The organism is Acidovorax sp. GW821-FHT11A03 (genome assembly GCF_058809075.1).
The window spans coordinates 304,108-329,088 of the sequence record NZ_JBXASG010000001.1 but is presented as its reverse complement, the minus strand read 5'-3'; the positions used below and the strand labels follow the sequence as shown (position 1 = coordinate 329,088).

The 24,981-nt window shown below is 64.6% G+C and carries 22 protein-coding genes, 1 tRNA gene and 1 pseudogene; 7 read left to right on the top strand and 17 right to left on the bottom strand.

Features of this window, described 5'->3' with window-relative positions; all coding sequences use genetic code 11:
• Positions 1-8: 8 nt before the first annotated feature.
• The 5 genes from AC1RVY_RS01550 to AC1RVY_RS01530 all read right to left on the bottom strand — a co-directional run bounded on the left by AC1RVY_RS01550 (position 9) and on the right by AC1RVY_RS01530 (position 7,598).
• The gene (locus tag AC1RVY_RS01550; protein ID WP_492245348.1) at positions 9-707 is read right to left on the bottom strand and encodes a hypothetical protein; all 699 of its coding nucleotides are present in this window, start codon (positions 705-707) and stop codon (positions 9-11) included.
• Positions 704-1,801 carry a cell division protein ZapE gene (zapE, locus tag AC1RVY_RS01545; RefSeq protein WP_218294822.1) on the bottom strand — a complete coding sequence of 366 codons (1,098 nt, stop codon included), beginning with the start codon at positions 1,799-1,801 and terminating at the stop codon, positions 704-706. The genes AC1RVY_RS01550 and zapE overlap by 4 nt, the downstream gene beginning before the upstream one ends.
• A gap of 81 nt (positions 1,802-1,882) precedes the next feature.
• Positions 1,883-3,310: a dihydrolipoyl dehydrogenase gene (gene lpdA, locus AC1RVY_RS01540; RefSeq protein ID WP_492805000.1), complete on the bottom strand. Its 1,428-nt coding sequence runs from the start codon at positions 3,308-3,310 to the stop codon at positions 1,883-1,885.
• Between the two features lie 90 nt (positions 3,311-3,400).
• Positions 3,401-4,663, bottom strand: coding sequence for a 2-oxoglutarate dehydrogenase complex dihydrolipoyllysine-residue succinyltransferase (odhB, locus tag AC1RVY_RS01535; RefSeq protein ID WP_218294820.1), 1,263 nt, complete (start codon positions 4,661-4,663; stop codon positions 3,401-3,403).
• 55 nt (positions 4,664-4,718) lie between these two features.
• Entirely contained in the window at positions 4,719-7,598 is a 2,880-nt protein-coding gene (locus AC1RVY_RS01530) for a 2-oxoglutarate dehydrogenase E1 component (RefSeq protein WP_218294819.1), read from the bottom strand.
• A gap of 233 nt (positions 7,599-7,831) precedes the next feature.
• Between AC1RVY_RS01530 and AC1RVY_RS01525 the strand changes: the two genes are divergently transcribed.
• The gene (locus tag AC1RVY_RS01525; protein WP_218294818.1) at positions 7,832-8,896 is read left to right on the top strand and encodes an AI-2E family transporter; all 1,065 of its coding nucleotides are present in this window, start codon (positions 7,832-7,834) and stop codon (positions 8,894-8,896) included.
• Between the two features lie 158 nt (positions 8,897-9,054).
• Here AC1RVY_RS01525 and AC1RVY_RS01520 read toward each other — a convergent pair whose 3' ends face one another.
• Entirely contained in the window at positions 9,055-9,273 is a 219-nt protein-coding gene (locus tag AC1RVY_RS01520) for a hypothetical protein (RefSeq protein WP_218294817.1), read from the bottom strand.
• 209 nt (positions 9,274-9,482) lie between these two features.
• Positions 9,483-10,472, bottom strand: a complete 990-nt coding sequence (locus tag AC1RVY_RS01515) for a LysR family transcriptional regulator (protein ID WP_492804998.1) — start codon at positions 10,470-10,472, stop codon at positions 9,483-9,485.
• 14 nt (positions 10,473-10,486) lie between these two features.
• On the opposite strand from AC1RVY_RS01515, the gene AC1RVY_RS01510 reads away from it, so the two are divergent.
• Positions 10,487-12,463 (top strand): alkyl/aryl-sulfatase, encoded by a 1,977-nt coding sequence (locus AC1RVY_RS01510; protein WP_492804996.1) that lies wholly within the window; start codon positions 10,487-10,489, stop codon positions 12,461-12,463.
• 136 nt (positions 12,464-12,599) lie between these two features.
• On the opposite strand, the pseudogene AC1RVY_RS01505 reads toward AC1RVY_RS01510, so the two are convergent.
• Positions 12,600-13,013: pseudogene (locus AC1RVY_RS01505) on the bottom strand (methyl-accepting chemotaxis protein); the annotation flags it as partial.
• Between the two features lie 227 nt (positions 13,014-13,240).
• Here AC1RVY_RS01505 and AC1RVY_RS01500 point away from each other — a divergent pair.
• The 4 genes from AC1RVY_RS01500 to AC1RVY_RS01485 all read left to right on the top strand — a co-directional run bounded on the left by AC1RVY_RS01500 (position 13,241) and on the right by AC1RVY_RS01485 (position 15,970).
• Positions 13,241-13,639, top strand: coding sequence for an SMI1/KNR4 family protein (locus AC1RVY_RS01500; protein ID WP_492805368.1), 399 nt, complete (start codon positions 13,241-13,243; stop codon positions 13,637-13,639).
• Positions 13,640-13,763: 124 nt separating this feature from the next.
• Entirely contained in the window at positions 13,764-14,360 is a 597-nt protein-coding gene (locus AC1RVY_RS01495) for a hypothetical protein (RefSeq protein ID WP_492804994.1), read from the top strand.
• Positions 14,361-14,696 carry a hypothetical protein gene (locus tag AC1RVY_RS01490; RefSeq protein WP_492804992.1) on the top strand — a complete coding sequence of 112 codons (336 nt, stop codon included), beginning with the start codon at positions 14,361-14,363 and terminating at the stop codon, positions 14,694-14,696. It abuts the gene before it with no gap.
• Positions 14,693-15,970 (top strand): DMP19 family protein, encoded by a 1,278-nt coding sequence (locus AC1RVY_RS01485; RefSeq protein ID WP_492804990.1) that lies wholly within the window; start codon positions 14,693-14,695, stop codon positions 15,968-15,970. The genes AC1RVY_RS01490 and AC1RVY_RS01485 overlap by 4 nt, the downstream gene beginning before the upstream one ends.
• A gap of 296 nt (positions 15,971-16,266) precedes the next feature.
• Here the strand turns inward: AC1RVY_RS01485 and AC1RVY_RS01480 are convergent, their stop codons facing one another.
• From AC1RVY_RS01480 to tolB, 6 genes are all read right to left on the bottom strand, one after another.
• Positions 16,267-16,869: an IPTL-CTERM sorting domain-containing protein gene (locus tag AC1RVY_RS01480; RefSeq protein ID WP_492804988.1), complete on the bottom strand. Its 603-nt coding sequence runs from the start codon at positions 16,867-16,869 to the stop codon at positions 16,267-16,269.
• Positions 16,870-17,239: 370 nt separating this feature from the next.
• A tRNA-Lys gene (locus tag AC1RVY_RS01475) sits at positions 17,240-17,315 on the bottom strand.
• A 43-nt stretch (positions 17,316-17,358) separates the two neighbouring features.
• On the bottom strand, positions 17,359-18,189 hold the full coding sequence (locus tag AC1RVY_RS01470; RefSeq protein WP_492253324.1) for a tRNA threonylcarbamoyladenosine dehydratase: 831 nt from the start codon (positions 18,187-18,189) through the stop codon (positions 17,359-17,361).
• Positions 18,189-18,977, bottom strand: coding sequence for a tol-pal system protein YbgF (ybgF, locus tag AC1RVY_RS01465; RefSeq protein ID WP_492804986.1), 789 nt, complete (start codon positions 18,975-18,977; stop codon positions 18,189-18,191). Before ybgF ends, AC1RVY_RS01470 begins: the two co-directional genes overlap by 1 nt.
• Positions 18,978-18,985: 8 nt before the next feature.
• Positions 18,986-19,525: a peptidoglycan-associated lipoprotein Pal gene (gene pal, locus AC1RVY_RS01460; protein ID WP_218294808.1), complete on the bottom strand. Its 540-nt coding sequence runs from the start codon at positions 19,523-19,525 to the stop codon at positions 18,986-18,988.
• 44 nt (positions 19,526-19,569) lie between these two features.
• Positions 19,570-20,889, bottom strand: coding sequence for a Tol-Pal system beta propeller repeat protein TolB (gene tolB, locus AC1RVY_RS01455; protein WP_218294807.1), 1,320 nt, complete (start codon positions 20,887-20,889; stop codon positions 19,570-19,572).
• 240 nt (positions 20,890-21,129) lie between these two features.
• On the opposite strand from tolB, the gene msbA reads away from it, so the two are divergent.
• Positions 21,130-22,941 carry a lipid A export permease/ATP-binding protein MsbA gene (gene msbA, locus AC1RVY_RS01450; RefSeq protein ID WP_369642612.1) on the top strand — a complete coding sequence of 604 codons (1,812 nt, stop codon included), beginning with the start codon at positions 21,130-21,132 and terminating at the stop codon, positions 22,939-22,941.
• 38 nt (positions 22,942-22,979) lie between these two features.
• Here the strand turns inward: msbA and AC1RVY_RS01445 are convergent, their stop codons facing one another.
• From AC1RVY_RS01445 to AC1RVY_RS01435, 3 genes are all read right to left on the bottom strand, one after another.
• Positions 22,980-23,654: an ankyrin repeat domain-containing protein gene (locus tag AC1RVY_RS01445; protein ID WP_492245352.1), complete on the bottom strand. Its 675-nt coding sequence runs from the start codon at positions 23,652-23,654 to the stop codon at positions 22,980-22,982.
• Positions 23,651-24,457: a TatD family hydrolase gene (locus AC1RVY_RS01440; protein WP_218341126.1), complete on the bottom strand. Its 807-nt coding sequence runs from the start codon at positions 24,455-24,457 to the stop codon at positions 23,651-23,653. Before AC1RVY_RS01440 ends, AC1RVY_RS01445 begins: the two co-directional genes overlap by 4 nt.
• A gap of 153 nt (positions 24,458-24,610) precedes the next feature.
• The gene (locus AC1RVY_RS01435; protein WP_015013859.1) at positions 24,611-24,970 is read right to left on the bottom strand and encodes a PilZ domain-containing protein; all 360 of its coding nucleotides are present in this window, start codon (positions 24,968-24,970) and stop codon (positions 24,611-24,613) included.
• Positions 24,971-24,981: the final 11 nt, after the last annotated feature.

Here is a 24,981-nt window from a genome sequence, read left to right as displayed (position 1 = left end):
AACCGTTCTCAGCGCGCCGCCGAAGCGGCGGGTAGCGGCGCGGCGGGTTTGCGCCCCTGGGCAGCGGCCTCTGCCTGCGACTTTTCTATCCGTGCGCGGCGTTCCTGCGCGGCCTTGAGCGCGGCCGCGTGGCGTTCGCGCGCCTGCGCGGCACGCTCGGCATTCGTGGCATTGTGGGCAGCCCGTTCCTCTGCCTGCTTCTGCACCCGGTCGCGCTGCTGCTGCGCCCGTTGCCCTGCCTCCTGGTCGCGCTGGGACTTCATGCCCTGCGGATCGTGCGGCTTGCGCAGCAAGGCATCCGGCGCGCTGGCACCCGCCGACGGCCCCTCCGGCACCACCGCCCGCTGCTTTTCCTCGATCGATTTCAGGCGCTCCGCCGCCTTTTCCTTGCGCTCCGCGTCGTTGAGTTCGATCTCCTGGGCACGCAGGCGGGATTCCGCGTCACGCGCTCCCGCACGGACACCGCGAAGGCAGTCCTCCACCGAGAAGCGCTGGTAGCAGGCCGCTTCGTCCTGCTGGCGCCGGGCCTTGATGGCATCGCGCTCGTGGCGAATACGGTCGTGCTCCGCCTTGCGCTGGGCGGCCGCGGCCTGTGGGCTGCCCTGCGGCACACCCGCTGGCGCACCGGATTGCGCCGGTGCAGGGGCCGCGAAAACACAGGCAAAGCCTGCGAGGACAACAAGGGCCAGGCGCTTCAGCATGATCATGTCAGCCCCGTATCGACAGTGCGGCGCTCCAGCGCCAGGAATTCCTTGGACTGCATCTCGTTGAGCCGCGAAATCGTGCGCGGGAACTCGTGCGCCAGGGGGCCTTCGGTGTACAGCTGTTCGGGCGGCACCGCCGCGGACAGGATGAGCTTGACCCGCCGGTCGTAGAGAACGTCCACGAGCCAGGTGAAACGCCGCGCGGGCGACGCCATGCTCACGGGCATGTGGGGCACGTCGGACAGCAGCACGGTATGGAACTGCGTCGCGATCTCCAGGTAGTCGTTCTGCGAACGGGGACCGCCGCACAGCGTCTTGAAGTCGAACCACACCACCCCGCCGGCCTTGCGGCGGGCGCGGATCTCGCGGGCCTCGATGTGCAGCACCGGGTCTTCGTCGTGCACTTCGGCCAGCTGGTCGAAGGCCTGACCCATCTCGGCGTCCGCCTCGGGCCCCAGTGGCGTGTGGTACAGCTTCACATGCTCCAGGGTGCGCCGGCGGTAGTCGGTGCCGTTGTCGACATTGACGACTTCCAGCCGCTCGTTGAGCAGGGCGATCGCGGGCAGGATGCGGTCGCGGTGCAGGCCGCCGGGGTACAGGTCGTCGGGCTTGAAATTGGAGGTGGTGACAAAACCCACGCCGTTGTCGAACAGTGCCGCCAGCAGGCGGTGCAGGATCATCGCGTCGGTGATGTCGGCAACGTGGAACTCATCGAAGCAGATGAGCTTGTAGCGCCGCGCAATGCGCTCGCCCAGCACGTCCAGCGGGTTCACCGTGCCCTGCAGCGCCGCCAGCTCGCGGTGGACCTCGCGCATGAATTCATGGAAATGCAGGCGCACCTTGCGCTTCAGGGGCACGGCGTCGAAGAAGCACTCCATGAGGAAGCTCTTGCCGCGCCCCACCCCGCCATACATGTACACGCCGCGCGGAATGTCCGGCCGGTTGATCAGCTTCTTGAGCGCGTTGGAGCGGCGGGCCTTGTAGGCCGCCCATTCATCGGCGCAGCGCTGGAGGGCATCCACGGCACGCAGCTGGGCAGGGTCGCTTTGAAAGCCTTTGGCGGCCAGCTCGGCCAGGTAAGCCTGTTTGACGGTCACGTGGTGGTTGTCCTGATACTATGAATTTAATAGCTGCCAGCGCTTGATGGTCAAGCGCTGGAGCCGGTTTTTATTCAAATATCAGAAGTTCAGCGTGCGCTTGTCCACGGCCAGGGCCGCTTCCTTCGTGGCTTCGCTCAGGGACGGATGCGCGTGGCAGATGCGCGCGATGTCCTCGCTGCTGGCCTTGAACTCCATGGCCACCACGGCTTCGGAGATCAGCTCGCTGGCCTGCGGGCCCACGATGTGCACGCCCAGGATCTCATCGGTGTCGGCATCGGCCAGCATCTTGACCATGCCGGTGGTGTCGCCCAGCGCGCGCGCGCGGCCGTTGGCCAGGAACGGGAAGGTACCGGCCTTGTACTTCACGCCGTCAGCCTTGAGCTGCTGCTCGGTGCGGCCCACCCATGCGATCTCGGGGCTGGTGTAGATGACCCACGGCACGGTGTTGAAGTTCACGTGGCCGTGCTGGCCGGCAATGCGCTCGGCCACGGCAACGCCCTCTTCTTCCGCCTTGTGCGCCAGCATCGGGCCGCGCACCACGTCGCCCACCGCCCACACGCCGGGCAGGTTGGTCTTGCAGTCTGCATCGACGACGATGGCGCCGCGCTCGTCCAGGGCCAGGCCCACGGCTTCGGTGTTCAGGCCGATGGTGTTGGGCACGCGGCCGATGGAGACGATGAGCTTGTCCACCTCCAGCGCCTGGGCTTCGCCCTTGGCGTTGGTGTAGGCGATGGAGACGCCCTTCTTGCCGGTCTTGATCTCGCCGACCTTCACGCCCAGCTCGATCTTCAGGCCCTGCTTGTCGAACGCCTTCTTGGCTTCCTTGGCGATCTGCTCGTCCACGGCCCCCAGGAAAGTGGGCAGACCTTCGAGGATGGTGACTTCAGCGCCCAGGCGGCGCCACACCGAGCCCATTTCCAGGCCGATCACGCCCGAGCCGATGAGGCCGAGCTTCTTGGGCACCGCGCCCACGCGCAGCGCGCCGTCGTTGGACAGCACCAATTCTTCGTCAAACGGCGTGCCGGGCAGCGCGCGCGCGTTGGAGCCCGTGGCGATGATGATCTGCTTGCCCGTGATCGCCTCTTCGGCGGCGCCGGCCACCTTGATCTCGTAGCCGCCTTCGGCGGCCTTCACGAACGAACCGCGGCCGTGGAAGAAGCTGACCTTGTTCTTCTTGAACAGGTACAGGATGCCGTCGTTGTTCTGCTTCACGACGGTGTCCTTGCGGGCGATCATCTTGGCCACGTCCATCTTCACGCCGGTGGCCGTGATGCCGTGTTCGGCGAAGTGCTTGTTGGCGTGCTCGAAGTGCTCGGACGATTGCAGCAGCGCCTTGGACGGAATGCAGCCCACGTTGGTGCAGGTGCCGCCGGGCGCGGGGCCACCCTTCTCGTTCTTCCACTCGTCGATACAGGCCACGTTGAAGCCCAGCTGGGCAGCGCGGATGGCGGCGATGTAGCCGCCGGGGCCACCACCGATGACGATCACATCAAATTGTTTGCTCATGGGAAATCTCGTTCAGTCTGTTGGAGAAAGACCCACCGGCGGGCAGGACCAGAGGCCGGGCCACGCGGGTGGGTCGATACAGTCAGGGGATCAGATGTCGAACAGCAGGCGCGATGGGTCTTCCAGCGCGTCCTTCATGGCCACCAGGCCCAGCACGGCTTCGCGGCCGTCGATGATGCGGTGGTCATACGACATGGCCAGGTAGTTCATCGGGCGGATGACGATCTGGCCGTTTTCGACCACGGCGCGGTCCTTGGTGGCGTGCACACCCAAAATGGCCGACTGGGGCGGGTTGATGATGGGAGTGGACAGCATGGAGCCGAACGTGCCGCCATTGGAGATGGAGAACGTGCCGCCGGTCATTTCTTCGATGCCCAGCTTGCCTTCCGACGCCTTCTTGCCGAACTCGGCGATCTTCTTCTCGATGTCGGCGAAGCTCATCTGGTCCGCATTGCGCAGGATGGGCACCACCAGGCCACGGGGCGAACCCACGGCGATACCGATGTCGAAGTAGCCGTGGTAGACGATGTCGTTGCCGTCCACCGAGGCGTTCAGCACGGGGTACTTCTTGAGGGCGTGCACGGCGGCCTTCACGAAGAAGGACATGAAGCCCAGCTTGGTGCCGTGTTCCTTCGTGAAGCTGTCCTGGAACTTCTTGCGCAGATCCATCACGGGGGCCATGTTCACTTCGTTGAACGTGGTCAGGATGGCGTTGGTCGACTGCGACTGCAGCAGGCGCTCGGCCACGCGGGCGCGCAGGCGGCTCATGGGCACGCGCTGCTCGGGACGGCCGCTCAGGTCTTCCTTGGCGGCAGGCGCGGACACCTGGGGCAGCGTCTTGGTCGGCACGCCCGTGGGAATCACGCTCGGAGCCACAGCAGCCTTGGCGCCGCCGGCCACGGCGGACAGCACGTCGCCCTTGGTCACGCGGCCATCCTTGCCCGTGCCGGCCACGGCCGACACCGAAAGGTTGTTGTCGGCCAGCAGCTTGGCGGCTGCGGGCATGGCCACATCGCCCTTCGAACCGCCAGCCGCTGGTGCGGCGGCGGGCGCTGCGGCCGCGGGAGCCGGCGCAGCGGCAGCCGGTGCGGGGGCGGCTGCGCCAGCCTTGCCTTCGGTGTCGATCTTGGCGATGAGCTGTTCGGCCACCACGGTGGCGCCGTCGCCCTGAATGATTTCGGACAACACGCCAGCCGACGGCGCGGGCACTTCGAGCACGACCTTGTCGGTTTCGATCTCGATCAGGATTTCGTCCACGGCCACGGCCTCACCGGCCTTCTTCTTCCAGGTCAGCATGGTGGCTTCCGCCACGGATTCGGACAGCTGGGGGACTTTGACTTCTACGATAGCCATTTTGAATTCTTTCAGTAGGGTTCTGTTTGTTCTGTGTTCGTTCGGGTAGCTGGCCTTACTTGGTCAGGACAAACCCCTTGAGCTTGGCAAACGCGCCGTCCACCAGCGCCTTTTGCTGTTCCTGGTGCAGATGCGAGTAACCCACGGCAGGCGACGCCGATGCCGCGCGGCCGGAGTAGCCCAGCTTCTGGCCTTCGAGCATGTTCTCGTGGATGTTGTGCTGGATGAAGAACCAGGCGCCCTGGTTCTGCGGCTCGTCCTGGCACCACACCACGTCGGTGGCATGGGGGTAGCGCTTGAGTTCGGCGGCAAACGCCTTGTGCGGGAAGGGATAGAGCTGTTCCACACGGATGATGGCCACGTCATCGTCTTCGCGCTCGGTGCGCTTCTTCACGAGGTCGTAGTACACCTTGCCGGAGCAGGCGATCACGCGCTTGACCTTGGCGGCCTTCTTCACGATGGCCTCGTCCTGTTCCGGGATCACCGTCTGGAAGCTGCCCTTGGTGAATTCGGACAGCGGCGAGGTGGCATCCTTGTTGCGCAGCAGCGACTTGGGCGTCATGATGATCAGCGGCTTGCGAAGATCACGCACCATCTGGCGGCGCAGCACGTGGAAGATCTGGCTGGCCGTGGTCGGCTGCACCACCTGCATGTTGGCGTCGGCCGACAGCTGCATGAAACGCTCCAGGCGTGCCGAGCTGTGCTCGGGGCCCTGGCCTTCGTAGCCGTGCGGCAGCATCAGCGTGATGCCGTTCACGCGGCCCCACTTCACTTCGCCGGAGGCGATGAACTGGTCGATCACGACCTGCGCACCGTTGGCGAAGTCGCCGAACTGGGCTTCCCAGATCACGAGCGTGTTGGGGTCGTTGGACGCGTAGCCGTACTCGAAGCCCAGCACCGCCTCTTCGGACAGGATGGAGTCGATCACGACGAACGGAGCCTGGTTCTCGGCCACGTTCTGCAGGGGCGTATAGGTGCCGATGTCCCACTTCTCGCGCTTCTGGTCATGGATGACCGAGTGGCGGTGCGTGAAGGTGCCGCGGCCGCAGTCCTCGCCCGACAGGCGCACGGGATAGCCGCTGGCCACGAGCGAGGCGAACGCCATGTGCTCGCCCATGCCCCAGTCCACGGGGATCTCGCCACGGCCCATGGCGGCGCGGTCGTCGTACACCTTCTTGACCAGCTGGTGCGGCGTCACGCTTTCAGGGATGGTGGTGATCTTCTCGGCCAGGCGCTTCCACTCGGCCAGGGGAATGGCGGTGTCGCCAGCGTCCGTCCACTTCTTGCCCAGGAACGGGCTCCAGTCCACGGCGTACTTGCTCTTGAAATTGGTCAGCACCGGGTCGACCGTGTGCTTGCCCGCATCCATGGCGGCACGGTAGGCCTTGACCATGTCGTCGCCCAGCGTTTCGCCCAGGCCCTGCGTGGCCAGCTTGTCGGCGTACAGCTTGCGCGTGCCGGGGTGCTGGCCGATCTTCTTGTACATGAGCGGCTGGGTCAGCGCAGGCGTGTCCTGCTCGTTGTGGCCCAGCTTGCGGAAGCAGATGATGTCCACGACCACGTCCTTCTGGAACTCCATGCGGAATTCGAGGGCGAGCTGGGTGGCCAGCACCACGGCTTCGGGATCGTCGCCGTTCACGTGCAGCACGGGCGACTCGACCATCTTCACGATGTCGGTGCAGTACAGCGTGGAGCGTGCGTCGCGCGGGTCGGAGGTGGTGAACCCGATCTGGTTGTTGATGATGATGTGCACCGTGCCGCCCGTGGAATAACCACGGGTCTGCGCCAGCGCCAGCGTTTCCTGGTTCACGCCCTGGCCGGCAAAGGCCGCGTCGCCGTGCACCAGCACGGGCAGCACCTGCTTGCCATGGGGGTCGGCGCGGCGGTCCATGCGGGCACGCACGGAGCCTTCGACCACGGGGTTCACGATTTCCAGGTGCGACGGATTGAACGCCAGCGACAGGTGGACCGGGCCGCCGGGGGTGGTCACGTCGGAGCTGAAGCCCTGGTGGTATTTCACGTCGCCCGATGGCAGGTCTTCGGGGGCGGTGTGGTCGAATTCGGCGAACAGGTCCGCAGGCATCTTGCCCAGGGAGTTGACCAGCACGTTCAGGCGGCCGCGGTGGGCCATGCCGATCACGATTTCCTGCACGCCCTTGGCGCCGGCGGACTGGATCAGTTCGTCCATGGCGGCAATGAAGCTTTCGCCCCCTTCGAGGGAGAAACGCTTCTGGCCGACGTATTTGGTGTGGAGAAAGCGCTCCAGGCCTTCGGCCGCGGTCAGGCGGTCGAGGATGTGCTTTTTCTTGTCCGCGCCAAAGCTGGGCTTGCTGCGGATGGTTTCGAGCTTTTCCTGCCACCAGCGCTTCTGGTTCTGGTCGGTGGCGTACATGTACTCGGCACCGATGGAACTGCAGTAGGTTTCACGCAGGGCGTTGATCAGCTCGCGCAGCGGCATCGACTCCTTGCCGAAGAACGTGTTGCTGGTGTTGAACACCACTTCCTGGTCGGAATCGCTGAAACCATAGAAGGAGGGTTCGAGCTCGGGGATGGCGGGGCGCTCGGTGCGCTTCAGGGGGTCCAGATCGGCCCAGCGCTGGCCCACGTTGCGGTAAGCGGCGATCAGCTGCTGGACGGCGGTGCGCTTGCGGCCCAGTTCCGAATCCGCGCCGGTGGCGACGACGACCTTGGTTCCACCCTGCTTTGCGCGCTCGGCAAAGGCATTGACCACGGGGAGATGGGGAACGTCCTTGGCATTGCTGCCGTCCACCGCGGGCACGTTTTGCAGTGCGTCAAAGTACTCGCGCCAGTTGTCTGGCACGCTGCCTGGATTGGCGAGGTAGTTCTCATACATCTCTTCGACATAGGGCGCATTGCCGCCGAAGAGGTAGGTGTTGCCTTGGTAGGCTTGATAGACGGACGTCGTATCGCTCATATTCCGCTGACCTCCGCTTTCCTTGGGAAAGCATTAGCTGGTTGAGAAACCTTCCGCGACACGGCTGAACCGATTGGCGGATGCGACTGTGGCTGGGGAAGGGCCTTGGTACGGGCGCCATTGTGCCACCGAACAGCGTGCCGCCCAACGGGAAAGGTTTTCACGAGCGGGCCGGCCAGCAGCGGGAACCCGCGCTCGCGTACATTCCGGGTATCCCATTGCCACGCACCAACATGACACCACCCACCCCCCAGAACAAGGCCTTCTTGCTGTTGCTGGCCCTTGTCACCATCGCCTTCGGGGCGATCCTGTGGCAGTTTCACGGGGCCGTCTTCTGGGGTGTCATCCTGGCGATTCTCTTTGCCCCCCTGCACCGCAAGCTGCTGCGGCGCATGCCCAGGCGGCGCAATCTCGCCGCACTGTGCACCCTGGGGCTGTGCCTCATCGTGGTCATCCTGCCCATGACCGCCATCACGGTGTCGCTGGTGCAAGAAGCCACGGTGATCTATGAGCGGATGCGCTCCGGCCAGCTCAATTTCGGGCTCTATCTGCAACAGGTGATCGCCGCCCTGCCCGCCTGGGCGGCCAACCTGCTGGACCGGCTGAACCTCACAACCGTTGGCGAACTGCAACAGAAGTTCTCGTCGGTCGCCGTCCAGGCGAGCCAGTTCGTGGCCGCGCAAGCATTGAGCATCGGGCAGAACACGCTGCAGTTCCTGGTGAGCTTCGGCATCATGCTGTACCTGCTGTTTTTCCTGCTGCGCGATGGATCAAGCCTCGCGCTGCGCATCGGCCAGGCCACACCGCTGGATGACACGCACAAGCGGCAGCTGGTCAGCAAATTCACCACCGTGATCCGCGCAACGGTCAAGGGCAACATCGTCGTGGCCGCATCGCAGGGCGCCTTGGGCGGATTGATCTTCTGGATCCTGGGCATCCAGGGACCCGTGCTGTGGGGCGTTTCGATGGCATTCCTGTCGCTGCTGCCCGCCGTGGGCGCAGGACTGATCTGGGTGCCCGTGGCGATCTACTTCCTGGCCACCGGCGCTGTATGGCAAGGGGTGGTGCTGACCGCGTTCGGCATCGGGGTCATCGGCCTGGTGGACAACGTCCTTCGGCCGATTCTGGTGGGCAAGGACACCAAGATGCCTGACTACGTTGTGCTCATTTCGACCCTGGGCGGCATGGCGCTTTTTGGCCTGACAGGCTTCGTGATCGGCCCTGTCATCGCCGCCCTGTTCATCGCCAGCTGGGATCTCTTCTCCCCCAGCACGACGGGATCAGCGTCGACAGAATGACATGGCGCTTGCCTGAAGAGCCAGGGCGACGGCCTGCGTGACCAAGCCATCGCCGCCTGGCGGGGTCTCCATCGGCCGACATCGTCGGGGCCCTTGTCGCAGGGGGTCGCACGGAGAGGTCCACACCGCGGGCACAGAGCTGCCCACCCCATACCCTGTCACAGGATTTCACGCGCCTCGCCCTGGGCCAGCATCGTTCGCCCCTTGTCCGTGAGCGAGAGCACCCGTGCAAATGGCACCGGGCTTTCATCATTGGACACCAGCACCGCGACAAGATCGGCCGCCCGAAGTACCCTGAGTTTGTCAATGCAGGCAGGGTCGTGGACAGTCAATGGAAGCTCGCAAGCGGCGAGTTCTTGCAGGTACTCAAATGGCATGACCAACCTCCGGTGGCGTGTGGAGGAAAAATTGTCAACGCTATGTGAACCAGTGCTTTGTAAGAAAACATCGCAAGCTGGCCACTATCGTTCGCCCAGTCCCCGCGCAGCGGGTACGGTGCCAAGGTCCATTCTTCCCAGCCGGTGCGGCTGGGCGTGCAGAAAAAACGCACTTGACCAATCTGCCGGCGCCGCGGCCTGTGCGCACGCTACCTTGTAGGCCCGAGCAATTCGGCCAGGACGCCGATGTAGGCGCTGGCCGCGGCCGAAGGCGTGCGTCCCACAAGCGTCACCAGGCTGTAGTGCGTTTGCATGTCCGTGAAGCCCACGATCCGCAACTGCACGAGAGTGTCGGTATTCGCTTTGAGTGCCGCGGCATGCGGTGCGAGGATCACCGCATCCGCGGTCAGGGCAAGGTGCTGCAGTGTGCCTTCGTCGTCGCAGGCCACGTTGAAGACAGCCCGGTCAGCCCGAGGAGACTGCCGATGGAATTGAATGGCCACTTCGGCAGGAAGGTGCGGACCGGCCATGGGATATTGCATGGCCTGCGCCAGCGTGACCTGCTTGAGCTGGCTCAGCGGATGTTTGGGCCGCACGAAGAACGAGACCGGCTGGTTGGGCAGACGCGCGATCTTCAGGCCAGGCTGCTTCTTCAGGTCTCGTGTGTCGGCCACGAACAGGTCCAGCTGTCGGTTGTACAGCCGTTCACACAGCGAATTCGCATGTGCCACTTGCACCTGCATCGTCAGCTGCGGATAACGCTGCGTCATCAGCGACAACGCCGCACGGCCCAGCGTGCCAGCCGCGAACGGGCCCAGCCCGACCGCGAGGCGGCCGATTGCGAGCTCTTCGAGCTGCAGTACATCGCGCCGGATCTGCTGCGCATCAGCGATCAATTCGCGGGCGCGCGCGAGCACCAGCTCTCCAGCTTGCGTGAAGCGCACGGTGCCGTAGGCGCGGTCGACCAGGCGCGCCCGCAGACTGTCCTCGAGGGTGTCGATGCTGCGCGAAAGCGCGGGCTGCGACAAATGCACCGCCAGCGCGGCGCGGCCGAAGCTGCCGTGGTCGGCGAGGGCAACAAGGTGTTCGAGCTGTCGTAGTTGCATTTTGCGTTTTTCTTTAAATGTCAGCACATATTTTGCATTTGCCAACGATTTGAATGCTCTCGAGAATGGGTCGCTCGCTTGTTCCTCGTTCACATAAGCAGACAACCATGCCCCGTTCTTCCCTCCTTCCCATTGCCTTCGCCGCCTGGGCCTGCATGCTCGCCACCGCGCCGGTCCTGGCGCAGACCACACCCAAGGCGCCCGAGCCCGCCACGCTGAAGGCCAATGCAGAGATGGCGAAGGCGCTGCCTTTCGCCGATCGCCAGGATTTCCAGGATGCGATGCGCGGCTTCATCGGAACGGTGCCCGATGCGCTGGTGCCGGGTACCGGCGCGCGCCCGGTCTGGAACCTGAAGCCCTACGACTTCCTGAAGGCCGACGCGCCGGCTGACAGCGTCAACCCGAGCCTTTGGCGCCAGGCCCAGCTCAATCTCATCCACGGCCTTTTCAAGGTGGTCGACAAGGTCTATCAGGTGCGCGGCTTTGACCTCGCGAACATGACGATTGTTGAAGGCGACACCAGCCTGATCGTGATCGACCCGCTGCTTTCCGTGGAGACCGCCCGCGCCGCGCTCGATCTTTACTACCAGCACCGACCCAGGAAACCAGTGGGCACCGTCATCTACACCCACGGCCACTCCGACCACTTCGGTGGCGTCAAGGGCGTGGTCAGCGAGGCCGATGTCGCGGCCGGCAAGGTACAAGTGATCGCGCCGTCGGGCTTCATGGAGTCGGCCGTGGCCGAGAACATCCTGGCCGGCACCGCGATGAGCCGCCGTGCGCACTACCAGTTCGGCGTGTTGCTGCCCTCGGGCCCGCGCGGTCAGGTCGACGCCGGCCTGGGCAAACGTCTGGCCAGCGGCACCACCACCCTGATCGCGCCTACCAGCACTATCGAAAAAACCACGGAGGAGCGCACCATCGACGGCGTGGCCTTCGTGTTCCAGCTGGTGCCGGGTTCAGAGGCTCCAGCAGAGATGCTGATCCACCTGCCGCAACAGCGCGTGCTCAACATGGCAGAGGATGTGGCGCACACGATGCACAACCTCTACACCATCCGCGGAGCAGAGGTGCGCGACGGCAACCTGTGGGCCAAATACATTGATCGGGCACGCCTGGACTTCGGCGACAAGACCGACGTGATGATCACGCAGCACCACTGGCCGGTGACGGGGCGCGAGCGTGTCGCCGACCTGCTGAAGAAGCAGCGCGACATGTACAAATTCATCAACGACCAGACGCTGCGCCTGCTCAACCACGGCCTGGGGCCGCAAGACATCGCCGAGCAACTGCGCATGCCCGCCAGCCTGGAGCGTGAATGGTCGGCACGCGGCTACTACGGCACACTGCGCCACAACGCCAAGGCGGTCTATCAGAAGTACCTGGGCTGGTACGACGCCAATCCGGCCAACCTGGACCCGCTACCACCCGTGCCCCATGCGAAAAAGACGGTCGAATACATGGGTGGCGCTGATGCCGTGCTGGCCCGTGCCCGCGATGACTTCAAGAAAGGCGAGTACCGCTGGGTGGCCAGCGTGATGAATCAGCTGGTGTTTGCCGATCCGGACAACAGCGCGGCGCGCCAATTGGGCGCCGATGCCCTGGAGCAGCTGGGCTATCAGTCCGAGGCCAGCACCTGGCGCAACGCCTACCTGGCGGGTGCGATGGAACTGCGCGGCGGAGTACCGAAGATCCCTGCGCGCAGCAGCAGCACCCCCGACACGCTCAAGGCGGTGAGCAACGAGCTGTACTTCGACTACCTGGCTGTGCGCCTTGATGCGGCCAAGGCCGAAGGCAAGAAGATGGTGATCAACTGGAACTTCACCGATTCCAAGCAGCAGTTCGCGCTGACGCTGGAGAACTCGGCGCTCACCCATGCCAGTGGCCAAGCCCGCAATGCAGACACAACCCTCACCCTGAGCCGTGCCACGCTGGACGCAATTACGCTCAGGCAGACCACCTTCCCCGAAGCGGTGCAGACCGGGCAGATCAAGGTCGAGGGTGACCGCGCCAAGCTTGGCGAGCTGCTGGCAATGTTCGACAGCTTCGAGACGATGTTCCCGGTGGTTGAGCCGAGGAGGTAGGCAATCTTGGATATGCCCCTGGAGGGCCCGGAGATGACAGTTGCGGGCGCGCGGGATGGCATCGCTGAAAGCCGTCGTGGAGGATGCCCGCAGCCCGCGCCTGGCCATCGACCAAGGCGGTCCCCTCCTCGGCGAGCTACCTTAGACGAGCGGCAACGGTAGGTCGTTGTTCGGGGAACGCCTCGGTTTTGCGGCTGCGCACGACGGCTCCATCTGCGCCTGACAATTTGAAAAACGCTACCGCATTGACCAACTCTGACGCTTGATTGTTCAAGCTGCTAGCCGCTGCCGCCATCTCTTCGACCAGCGCCGCATTCTGTTGGGTGGCCTGGTCCATCTGCATCACCGCTTCTCCCACCTGCGCCACGCCTTGACTCTGTTCCTCGCTGGCGGCGCTGATCTCTCCCGTGAGGTCCGTCACGCGCTTGATGGCGCTGACCACTTCGGTCATCGTTGTGCCGGCCTGGTCAACCAGTGTGGCGCCCTGGCCAACCCGTGAAACGCTCTCACCAATCAGTATCTTGATTTCCTTGGCAGCCTCCGCGCTGCGCCACATCCACGCCGGACCTTTGGCGCCAGCCTGGGTCTGGAGGCACGGAGGCACGGAGGCACGGAGGCACGGAGGCAGGATGTGCCATGAACCCCAGATCAGATGCCACTGCCAAAGAGAACATCAGGAATTCACGCTCCCGTGAACGCATCGGCACTTTGGTTATCCGTCTGCATGATCTTGCGCGACAGGATACAGATGCCGAAGTCAGCTGAGCCGGTGCCAGCATCGAGCAGGCCATCGCCAACGTCGAGGCGGCACTCAACCTGCGCATCTCCGGCTCAGTCCGCAACTTCATCCTGCGCACCGGCGACGGTGGGTTGGATCTGTTCCCGATTTCCGCAATACCCGCGGGCGAGCCACTGGGCGGGCGCGGCACCGCGCACGACGACACGTTGCATTGGCGGCAAGACGCGGGTTCACGCCACTGCTACCTCGTGGCCATTCAGTGCAATGGGGACGACAACGAGCCGTCCTGCCTGGACACATCGCGCGTGGTGGACGGCGAAAATCCCGTGGTGCACTTCTACCCCAGCTCGCACAGCGGCCATGTCGATCGCATCGGACCCAGCTTTATCGACTTCTACGAAGACTACTTCGCACCTTGCTTCGCAGATTGCGATTGACCAGCATCTCCCAGTACCGTATGCACTGCTGGCGCTGCGTGTGATGAAAGAAGTGATTTGATCTAAACCGACCTCCACCACCCTCCCAGCAAGCGCAAGCAGCCATCACATGTGAAGCAAAACCATGCCGACACCCCTCACCATCACCCCTGACGGCGTTCACCCCTTGGCGCCCCGCCTGGGCGGCGGCGCGCTGATCGGCGGCGTGGCCCACTGGCCGCACGGCCCCTCGGGCCGGCCGCTGGTGCTCGCCGTATCGCTGCCCGCGGCATTCCTGGCCGAGCATGCGGGCATTGACATCGGCGCGGGCCGCATCGCCTCGGTCTTCACCACCTACGCGCCGGGCACGTACTTCCTCGACGAGATCACCTACCACGGCGACCCGGCCGAACTGGCACTGCTGCGCCGGGGCACCACGCAAGTGCTGGTGCACGAGGCCGGCACATTGGTGCAGAGCGCGCTGGAACTGCCCCCGCACGGCATCCACGCGCAGGCCAGCGGGGACGCGCGGTCCTTCATCGGCGGTGCGCCGCAATGGCTGCAAAACGAAGACCTGGAACTCGGCGGCCTGGCCTTCGCATTGCAGATCGACGGCGGCAACCTGCCCGCGCCGCTGCGCAACCTGTTTTACCTGGCCGACGGGGTAGGCTACCTGTACCTGCCCACGCAGGCCAGCGAGAGCACCGACTGCAGCGGCCTCTTCTTCGTACAGGTGACGTGAATGAAAATGGCCACCAGCGCCCGTCCACAAATCGCAAGCCGCTATCAATACGGGAGCATAAAGAATGAACACCATGGACAGGGCCATGGCTCCGGTGACGTGGCTTCATCCGACACCGTCAAGGCCCAGGAGCCTCACGCCCTGATCGAGGCATTGAAGCGGCTGGACAACGAGGGCTTCTTGGGCCGGCACCGCCAAGGGGCCAACGCTTCGGTTCTGTTCATCACCTCGCCCGGCTCCGATGATGCCGAAGCGATGGAGGACCAATCGGCCCGGTGGCTGAACCGGCCCGAGGTCTGCGAGACCTTCCTGAAACAGCACAAGGACATGGAATGAGCCCACGACTGCCCCTTGCCGACTGGCCCGCGCTGCTGCGCTGCGCCCCGTACTTCAGCCGTGCCGTCGTCGATGCGCTGCACGCATCCGGGCCTGACGGCTTCGCGCCGCTGGCGCGGGCGGTGTACTACTTCGACCTGTTCGACGCGCAGGTCTCCAACGGCGGCGTGGATCAGTACTTCGACAACGTGGCCGCGCATCTGGACGATGCAAGCGCGGTGCCGGGCATCATCGCGGCCAATCCCGTCTATGCGTCCGTGCTGCCGCTGATCGAGGAAGCGCACGCGATCTGGAATATGGTCGCGCAGGCGTATCCGGATCAAGAAAATGATGATGATGATGATGATGATGAGGGAGAAGAAGGCGGTGATGAAGATGCCCGGGACGCCTACCAGGATCTGCTCGCCCCGCACGGGGAGCGCCTTGCAGCCATCGCCACCGAATTCTTCGCCCTGCACCACGCCGTCCGCCAGCGGCTGGAGCAGGACATCGTGCGCGACCCACACCGCTATTTCTCCCTGGCGGCCGTGCCCGGGTTGCGTGGCAGCGGTGTCGAGCATGTGACGCTTGCAGACGGTGCGCACCGCCTGCGCTTCGTGGATGGTTTTCCCATCGGCCCCAACGTCTTCGAGAATCAGGACTGCGGTTGTGACGTGGTCTGGTTCTCGCCCGACCGCACGCTGCTGCAGTGCGAGACACAGGGCTTTGGCAATGAGCGCAGTCGCCACTGGATCCACTACCCCAGCCAGGCCAGCAACAGTTGGACCAGCGGCGAGCACTTCATGAGTGGCGCCCTGCAGTCCGTGCGCAGCGACCGGCTGGCACTGGGCCTGGGCCACCATGGCCTGCATGAGGCTTTCGACGCCCAGGGCCAGCGCGAAAGCACGCAGTTGTACTGGTACGGAGAGGAGTTGTGCAGCGAGCACTTCTACCCCTGCGGCGTACCACTGCTGCGCTGCAGCCGCCAAGACAAGGGCGAACATCACTTGCGCTACTGGCCCAGCGGCGCACTCAACACCGAAAGCATCGAGGGCCATGATGGCGCCACGCGCTACCTGCGCTGCCTGGACGCGCAGGGAAACGACCTGGCCCCCCAGGGCACGGGGCGCCTGTTCGAAATGCTGAGCCTCGATGCCGACATGCGCCAATGGCGCGAAGGCCAACTGGTGGCAGGCTTTCTGCAGGGCCCCGTGGTGCGCATGACAAGCCAGCCCGACGGCAGCCAGCCGCGCGAAACCGAGCGCACGTTCTTCAAGAATGGCCGTGTGGCCTAACGCTGTGCACGCCGCCTGGAGGTTCCCCCGCGGCGCGATGCCGTGGCTGTTGTCGATGTGCGGAAGCTGGCCCACAGCGATCCAGGAACACGCTGCGGTCCTCGTGGCCACCCAAAAGACCTGGGGCGGACGTTGGTTGATTGACAGCAGCAAGCAGCCTGAAACTGCCAGATGGCGTGCAGCCGCCAACCTCAAAAGTCAACCGACACGTCAACTTCGGGTCCTGTGTGGATAGCTGGGGCCCGGCAATGGCGCTGCCGCTGATCGGGGTTCCTGCTGGAAAGCCCGGGCAGCCTTCAGCCCTTCCTGCGTCTCACTGCTGCGATGCCCAGCATGGCCATCATTGACGCCATGGCCATCAAGGCGTACTCACTCAAGGTAGGAATGCTGGCGGCGGGGACAACTGGCGGCGGAGCCAGCCCGATGTTGATGATGATCTCGTCGCCCGAGGGCAAAAAGAGCGTTCGGGTTCCGACGGTCAGCCCCGCTCCCGCGAGGGTTGTCCCCGCGAACGTCGTTGAGTTCGAGATGGAAGCCTCAGAGATGTAGTTCTCGGGCAAATAAAGATCGGCACCGAGAATGTAGACGCCAGGCCCCATGGAACCAGTGCCGGCTTGTGGTGTGGAGGCTACGCCGGCCAAGCTTGGGAATAGCACACCGCTGAACATGTCGGCAGTCGTTTCAGTCCCAATGCAGATAGCGTTGTTGTGGATCAACCCGTGTCCTGCAGCGCACAACCCGATGGTTGTCAACGCAGACATTGAACTCGTATTGAGCGAGCCGGAGCCTGTCATCACAACATCCGCGCCCACCTGATCGATGTTGATTGTGTAAATGGCTTGGGCCGCGCTCGCCGCGGCCAAGAACGCCAAGCCGACGCAGGCACTGCGCAAGTTCATCTCCGCTCCTCCATATGAATACATATGTGTTCAAGTGTATCGGACGGTTGAATTCACTTGCTACCTATAGGGAGCTGCCATGGCGGCACGCAGCGCCAAGCCACTTCCGCCGGCAGACCTTTCTCGTTCCGACCCGCAGTGGTGTAGCTGAAAGGGTTCGGGCCGCGATCCTGATGACCGCTGACAGCCGCATTCGCCACCCGGTCTTTCTTGAATGCTTGCCATGGTACGGGGACCCTACCGGGGCGCCGGGTAGCACGCTACCTTTTTTGGGTAGTGATGAGCCCATCTGAGGCCATTCCTGAACCCAAAACAAAAAAGCCTGCTATTTATTCAATAGCAGGCTTTTCATATCACACAAAAAAACGGGTGGTAGGACGTACAAGATTCGAACTTGTGACCAACGGATTAAAAGTCCGCTGCTCTACCAACTGAGCTAACGTCCCGACCTGTTGCAGCAATCGTGGCCGATGGCTGCAAAGCCTTGGATTATAGCGTTGTTTTTACGGCCTTCCTGGAAGTGGCGGCAAGTTTGTCCAGCACCCAGCCCGCGGCACACTGGCCGAAGGTGGCCGTCACGGCGACGACCGAACCATACCCATGGCAATTCAGGGAGCCATCCCCATCGATTTGGCATGACGCATCCGGCGGAGCCACAGCCTCTCGGCTGAAGACACAGTCCACGCCGATCTTCTTGCCCTCGCGCGCGGCACGGTGGTGCTTGCGCATGCGATAGCGCAGTTGCGCCAGCAAAGGATCGTGGGTCGTCCGCGCGAGGTCGTCCACATCCACCTTGTGCGCATGCCGCTTGCCACCCGCCGCACCCACGGTGATGTGCAGCACCCCGCTGGCCTGGGCCCATGCCGCAATGGCCGTCTTGGCCTTGACCTGATCGCAGGCATCGATCACCGCATCAACGGGCACGGGAAGCAACCCAGGCCAGTTTTCCGGCTCCACGAAGTCCTCGATGCAATGGACCGTGCACTCCGGGTGAATCTGTGCGATCCGATCCCGCATCGCCAGAACCTTGGCTTGTCCAATGGTCCCGGTGAGCGCATGAATCTGGCGGTTGATATTTGACTCGGACACATGGTCGAGATCGATCAGGGTGATCTGCCCCACCCCGCTGCGCGCCAAGGCCTCGGCGGCCCATGAGCCTACGCCACCAATCCCCACCACCGCGATGTGTGCCTGGCGGATCCGGGCGGCGCCCTGCACGCCGTACAGCCGCTCCAGTCCGCCGAAACGGCGATCCGGGGCGGCGGACTCAGGCACGACAATGGGGGACGGCGCCGCTTGAAAAGACGGTGCGCCGGGCATCACTTCAAGCGGGAAAGGCGTTCTTTGGCCGCCATCGCAGCTTCAGATTGCGGGTAGGCGCGCAGAAGATCTTCCAGCGTCTTGCGCGCGGCCCGCGTGTCCTTGAGTTCGATCTGGCAGTTGGCGATGGACAGAGCCGCTTCCGGCGCACGGGCATGGGAGGGGGCATCAGCCAGCATCAGCTTGAAGTTGTTGATGGCCTCCTTGTACTCGCGGGTGGCATATTGGGCGTTCCCCAGCCAGAAGCGGGCGGAAGGCACGAAGCCACTGCGCGGGTACTGCCGCACAAACGCCGCAAATGCCGAACTCGCATCGGAAAACTTGCCCGAACGGAACACGGACAGGGCCGCTTCGAAGTCCTTCTTTTCGGCGGGGTCGGCCTGGAACTCCTGGCCGTCCACCGTCACCTTCACCGGCTCAAACTGCTTCAGGCGCTCGTCCACTCCCTGGGCAATGTCCTTCTGGCGCCGGTGCAGGTCCGCAGCGTCCCGCAGCAACTGCTCGTTCTGGCCCCGAAGCTTGGACTGCTCCATGCGCAGCGTCTCGATCTGCCCCTGCAGATCAAGCAGGCTGCGCCGGAGCTGGCCGTTCTCTTCGCCAAGCCTGCGCATTTCTTCGGCTGCGCGTTGCTGGGACATTTGCAGCCCGTCAACACGCTGGCGCATTTCGATGATGGCGCGGCGGGCCTCGTCGTCCTCAAAAAGGGCTGCATGCGCTGCGGGCAGCAAGGCCGCCGACAGCGCCCCGGCCGCCAGTGCCTTGAACAGGTAGGACACAGGAAAAGACAACGTGCGCATCAACGATAGGACAGTTCTGCCCGGCGATTCTGTGCGTGCACGTCTTCGCTATTGCCTTGGGCGGCGGGCTTTTCCTTGCCAAAGCTCACGGCTTCCATCTGGTTGTCTGGCACACCCAGCAGCGCCAGCGAACGGCGCACGGCTTCGGCGCGCTTCTGGCCCAGGGCCAGGTTGTACTCGCGGCCACCACGGTCGTCGGTATGGCCTTCGATCATCACCTTGCGGCCGTTGCCAGACTTGATGAAGCGGGAATGCGCTTCGATCAGGGACTGGAATTCAGGCTTGATCACGTAGCTGTCGTAGTCGAAATAGACGATGCGGCTCACACCCACGGGGCCGGCCGCATCGCGGCCCGACTGGCCAAGGTCCACGCCGGCCACGCCGCTCTGGGCAGTGTTGCCGGAGTTGGCCCCACTGTTGGTGCCCATGGTGGACGTGGCGTTCTTGTCTTCGACAGGCACGTCATCCAGCTTCACGCCGGAACTGCATCCGGCCATCAATGCGACAACGGTAAGGGCAAGGGTAATGCGTTTGATCATCCAAAATTCTCCTGAAAGCTTGGTAACTGAAAGTGCGGATAAGTTCATTGCTTTTGAAATGGGCCCCAGTCGGGCTCGCGGATATCTCCCGCCTGCCCCGCGAGCCGGGCCTTGATCTTGCCGTCCAGCGTGGTGGTCATGAGCGCTTCGCGCCCTTGCTGCTGGGTGGCATAGACGATGAGGCGGCTATTGGGAGCAAAACTGGGGTTCTCGTCCGCCGTGGTGTCCGTGACTGCATTCACGGTGCCGGAGGACAGGTCCATGACGTGCAGCTTGAAAGCCCCGCCAACGCGGGAAATATAGGCCAGCCAGCGGCCATCCGGGCTGATGCTGGGGGAAATGTTGTAGCTGCCCGTGAAAGTGACACGCTCCGCATTGCCGCCAGAGGCAGGGACCTTGTAGATCTGCGGTGCGCCACCCCGGTCGCTCACGAAGTAGATGCTGCGGCCGTCGCCGGAGAACACGGGTTCGGTATCGATGCCCGAGCTCTGCATGAGGCGGCGCGGTTCGCCGCCATTGGCGTCGATGGTGTAGAGCTGGGAGCCGCCATCACGGCTCAGCGTCACGGCCAGGGAGCGTCCGTCTGGAGCCCAGGCGGGCGCGCTGTTGGAGCCCCGGAAATTGGCGATCAGGCGCCTGCGGCCGGAGGCCACGTCGTGCACGTAGACAACGGGTTTGCGTGATTCGAACGAGACGTAGGCGAGCTGGCCGCCATTGGGTGACCACGCGGGCGAGATGATGGGCTCGGGGCTCGACAGGGCCGACTGCGCATTCTCGCCGTCGGCGTCCGCCACCCACAGGCTGTAGCGGGGGCCGGTCTTGGTGACGTAGGCAATGCGGGTCGAGAAAATTCCGCGTTCACCCGTCAGCTTTTCATAGATGAAATCGGCGATGCGGTGGGCCACCAGGCGCAGATCGCCCTGCGTGACCACAAAGCTCTGCCCGCCCAGGTCCTGCCCCTTCACCACATCCCAAAGGCGAAAGCGGATGTCGAAGCGGCCATCCGCCAGGCGCGTGATGCTGCCGGTTGCCAGGGAATCCGCGCTTTTCTGGCGCCACAGGGCCACATCGGGGCGCGCGGTTTCGTCCAGCACCGCGCCCGACGCATCCACCGCACGGAACTGGCCACTGCGCTCCAGGTCGGCCTGGACAATGGACGACATCTTCTGGGGCGCCTGCGCCTCGCCCCGGAACGGAGCGATCGCAATGGGCAGCTGGGTCAGGCCAACGCCCGTCACCTCGACGCGAAATTGCGCCAGTGCTGGCAGTGCGGGAGTGGCAATGAGCGCGGCCAGTACCTGGCGGCGCAAGGGATGCGGCAAAGCCGCAGGAGATGGGTGTGTAGAGATTCGATCTGTGGTCATTGGCATCCAGCGGTAGCCGAACAAATGCCGAAGGGCAAACCCGAATGTTACACACAGCGGGAAAACCCCTGTGACAAACTGTGCGGCCACGAGGGCCATCGGCCTTGATTTCGAGCCAACCGTGCGCATGGCCTTCCGGCACTGGCTTTTTCCTGCCGCGCCGGCCCGCATCCGATCAATGGGCACTGCTCAAAGGAGCGTGCAGGCCCGGGCAGCCCGCGACCGTAGAATCCGGGCCACATGCAAGCCACAGATTCAGGCCCGGGCGCCACGCCCGCCTCCCCCCCTCCTCCTCCTGCCGCAAGCCTGACCACGCGCCTTCAGCGGCTATCGGTCTACTTCGGCAACCAGCGGATGGCCTGGAGCCTTGCCGTTGTCGCCACCCTCGTGGGCGCCGTGACCGAGCCCCTGATTCCCGCGCTGCTGCAGCCTTTGCTGGACCGCGGCTTCACCCAGGGAACCCTGCAGCTGTGGATGGTGCCCCTGGCCATCCTGGGCGTTTTCTTCGTGCGCGGCGTCGCGCAGTTCGTCGGCCAGTACGCGCTGGCACGCATAGCCAACGAGGGCATGCTGACGCTGCGGCAATCGCTGTTCGACAGGGTCCTGGCGGCGGAAATGGGCCTGTTCTCGCGGCAGTCGGCCAGCACCTTGTCCAACACCGTGGTGTACGAAGTGCAGACCGGCGCAACCTTGCTCGTGCAGGCACTGCTGGGCGTATCGCGTGACGGGTTCACGCTGGTGGCGCTGCTGGCCTACCTGCTGTACCTCAATTGGCAGCTCACGCTGATCGTGGCGGTGGTGGTGCCGGGCGTGGCCTGGATCATGAAGACACTTTCCCGGCGCCTCTACCACCTGACAAAAAGCAGCCAGCAGGCGACCGACGAGCTGGCCTACGTGGTGGAGGAAAACGTGCTGGCGCACCGCATGGTGCGGCTGCACGGCGCGCAGGCCGGCCAGGCCGGGCGCTTCGCCGGGCTGAGCCAGAGCCTGCGCCGCCTGGCCATCAAGTCGACGATTGCATCCGCGGCCATGACACCGCTCACGCAGTTGCTGGCCGCCGCGGCGCTCTCCGTGGTGATCTGCATCGCCCTGTGGCAAAGCCGTGGCGCGGTGGACGCGAAGGACGTCACGGTGGGCGGCTTCGTGTCGTTCATCACGGCCATGCTGATGCTCATAGCTCCCATCCGCCGCCTGGCCGATGTCGCCAGCCCGATCACCCGGGGGGTGGCGGCCCTTGAACGGGGACTCGCGCTGCTGGGCGACACCGGCGCCGAAACAGGCGGCCAGTACCGCACGGACCGCGTGCGGGGCGCGCTGGAGCTGTCCCGGGTGACGGTGTCGTACGGCCCCGACCATGCCCCGGCACTGGACCAGGTCAGCCTGCGCGTGGAGCCCGGTGAAATCGTCGCCCTGGTCGGCCCCTCCGGCGCCGGAAAGACGACGCTGGTCAACCTGCTGCCACGGTTCGTGATGCCCGCGTCGGGCGACATCCTGGTGGATGGCCGCCCCCTGCCCGAGTGGGACCTGGGATCGCTGCGGTCGCAGTTCGCGATGGTGAGCCAGGACGTGGTGATGTTCAACGACACCATCGCCGCCAACGTGGCGCTGGGGCGCGAGGTGGACGACCTGCGCGTGCAGGAATGCCTGGCCGCAGCGAACCTGGCGGAACACGTGGCGGCGCTTCCACGGGGCATCCACACCGTGGTGGGCCACAACGCCACCCAATTGTCAGGCGGGCAGCGGCAGCGGCTGGCGATTGCCCGGGCGCTGTACAAGGATGCCCCCATCCTGATCCTGGACGAGGCCACCTCGGCGCTGGACACCGAATCGGAACGGCTGGTGCAGGACGCCCTCCAGCGCCTGATGCAGGGGCGCACCACGCTGGTCATTGCCCACCGCCTGTCCACCATCGAACATGCGGACCGGGTCATCGTCATGGAGCGTGGACGCATTGCCGAGCAAGGAACCCATGGCGAACTGATGGCGCGGGGCGGGCTGTATGCGCGCCTGCAGGCGCGGCCGGCCTCGGGCGAAACCGCCGCACTCCACTGAACCCGCGCCACCCCGCGCGGGAAACCCTCGCAGGAGCCCTACCACCTGCCCCGGTTGGGCTGGCGCTTGCGTATGGCAGCGGCAATCCGTTCCGCAGAATCGGTGCGGCTCACGCGCATGGCGAAGTCCGTGGCGGTCAGGCCCAGCTGGTTCTTGAGCGTGGGGTCGGCGCCCTCGTCCAGCAAAAGCTGCACGGACTCGATGGAGCCGTAGTGCGCCGCCATCATGAGGGGGGTCGTGCCGTTGGGCGAAGCGGCATCGATGTACGCATGGTTTTCCAGCAGCAGCGCGATGATCGCCGCATGCTGGGGCGAGCCGGCGGACGCCGCGTAGTGCAGGGGCGTCCAGCCCGTCTTGTTCACATCCGCATCGCGTGCAAGAAGCGCCTTCACGGCCTCCACGTTGCCCTTGAGCGCGGCCATCATCAAGGGGCTCTCGTCCTGTGCGTTCCGTGCATCCACATTCACCTGCCGTGCGGCCAGCAGCGCAAAGAAGGCCTTGGAAGCGCCGTTTTGCAAGGCGATGGTGAGGCCCACCTGGCCTTTCGGGTCGCGCGTATCAGGGTCGAACCCCCTGCGCAGCAGCGCGGTGATGGCGCCACCGTCATCGCGCAGGATGGCGACAAAAAAATCCTCGTAGGCTCCTGCCCAGATAGCGGGAGCAGCCAGCCCCAGCGCCAGGGTCGCCAACACGTTGCGGCGATGGTGGATCATTCGGTCACTCCCTTGAACAAGGCGTCGAAGTTGCGGCTCGTGGCCTCGGCCACCGCCTCGAGCGCCAGCCCCTTGGTTTCGGCCACCTGCCTGGCCACGTAGGGTACATACGACGGGTTGTTGGTCTTGCCACGGTATGGCACGGGCGCGAGGTAGGGGCTGTCGGTTTCGATCAGGGTGCGGTCCAGCGGCACGAAGGCCACCACGTCGCGCAGTTCCTGGGCGCTCTTGAATGTGACGATGCCCGAAAAGGAGATGTAGTAGCCCAGATCGAGCGCCGCGCGCGCCACCTGCATCGATTCGGTGAAGCAGTGGAACACGCCGCCCGCGCGGTTGCCGGGGCCGTCCTCCCCCTCTTCGCGCAAGATGGAGAGCGTGTCGTCCGACGCGCTGCGGGTGTGGATGACCAGCGGCTTGCCGCACGCCCGCGCCGCGCGGATGTGGTTGCGAAAGCGCTCGCGCTGCCACTCCAGGTCGGCGATGCTGCGCCCTCCCTTGCGGTCCTCCATGCCGTAGTAGTCGAGCCCGGTCTCGCCAATGGCCACCACGCGCGGCAAGGCGGCGCGCTCCAGCAGGTCCTGCACCGTGGGCTCTGCGATGCCTTCGTTGTCCGGGTGCACGCCCACCGTGCTCCAGAAGTTGTCGTGCGCCATGGCCAGGGCATGCACGCCCTCGAACTCTTCCAGGGTGGTGCAGATGCACAAGGCCCGGTCCACGCGCGCGTCGGCCATGGCCTGGCGGATGGCGGGCAGCTGGCTCGCCAGTTCGGGAAAATTGAGATGACAGTGCGAATCAGTGAACATGCGGTTTCAAAATAATCGTGTTTGCGCGCCACGCGGGCCACCGGTGGCCATCGCAGCCTCCGGGGTGGGCAGCAGCCCCGCCCGCCCGCCGCAGCCAGCAAACAAAAATGCCGACCCGCCTGGCACGGGTCGGCACGGTGGGCGGGTGCCGGCTCAGATGGTCTGTGTCGGCCGGTCGGACCCCAGCGCCGTGCCGAGCAGTTCCTCGATCTTGGCCTTGAGCTGGCGCGACTTCTCGTCCTTGGGAAACTGGATGCCCACGCCCTGCGTGCGGTTGCCCGCAGCCCGCGCCGGGGTGACCCAGGCCACGCGGCCGGCCACCGGGTAGCGCTGCGTGTCGTCCGGCAGCGTCAGCAGCACATAGACATCATCGCCCAGCTTGTAGTCCCGCTGGGTGGGGACAAAAATGCCCCCTTCGGCGAAAAAGGGAATGTAGGCCGCGTACAGGGCCGCCTTTTCCTTGATGGCCAGCTGCATGACGCTGGGGCGGGGGGCGGTGGATGGACTGCTCATGGATGGGTGGG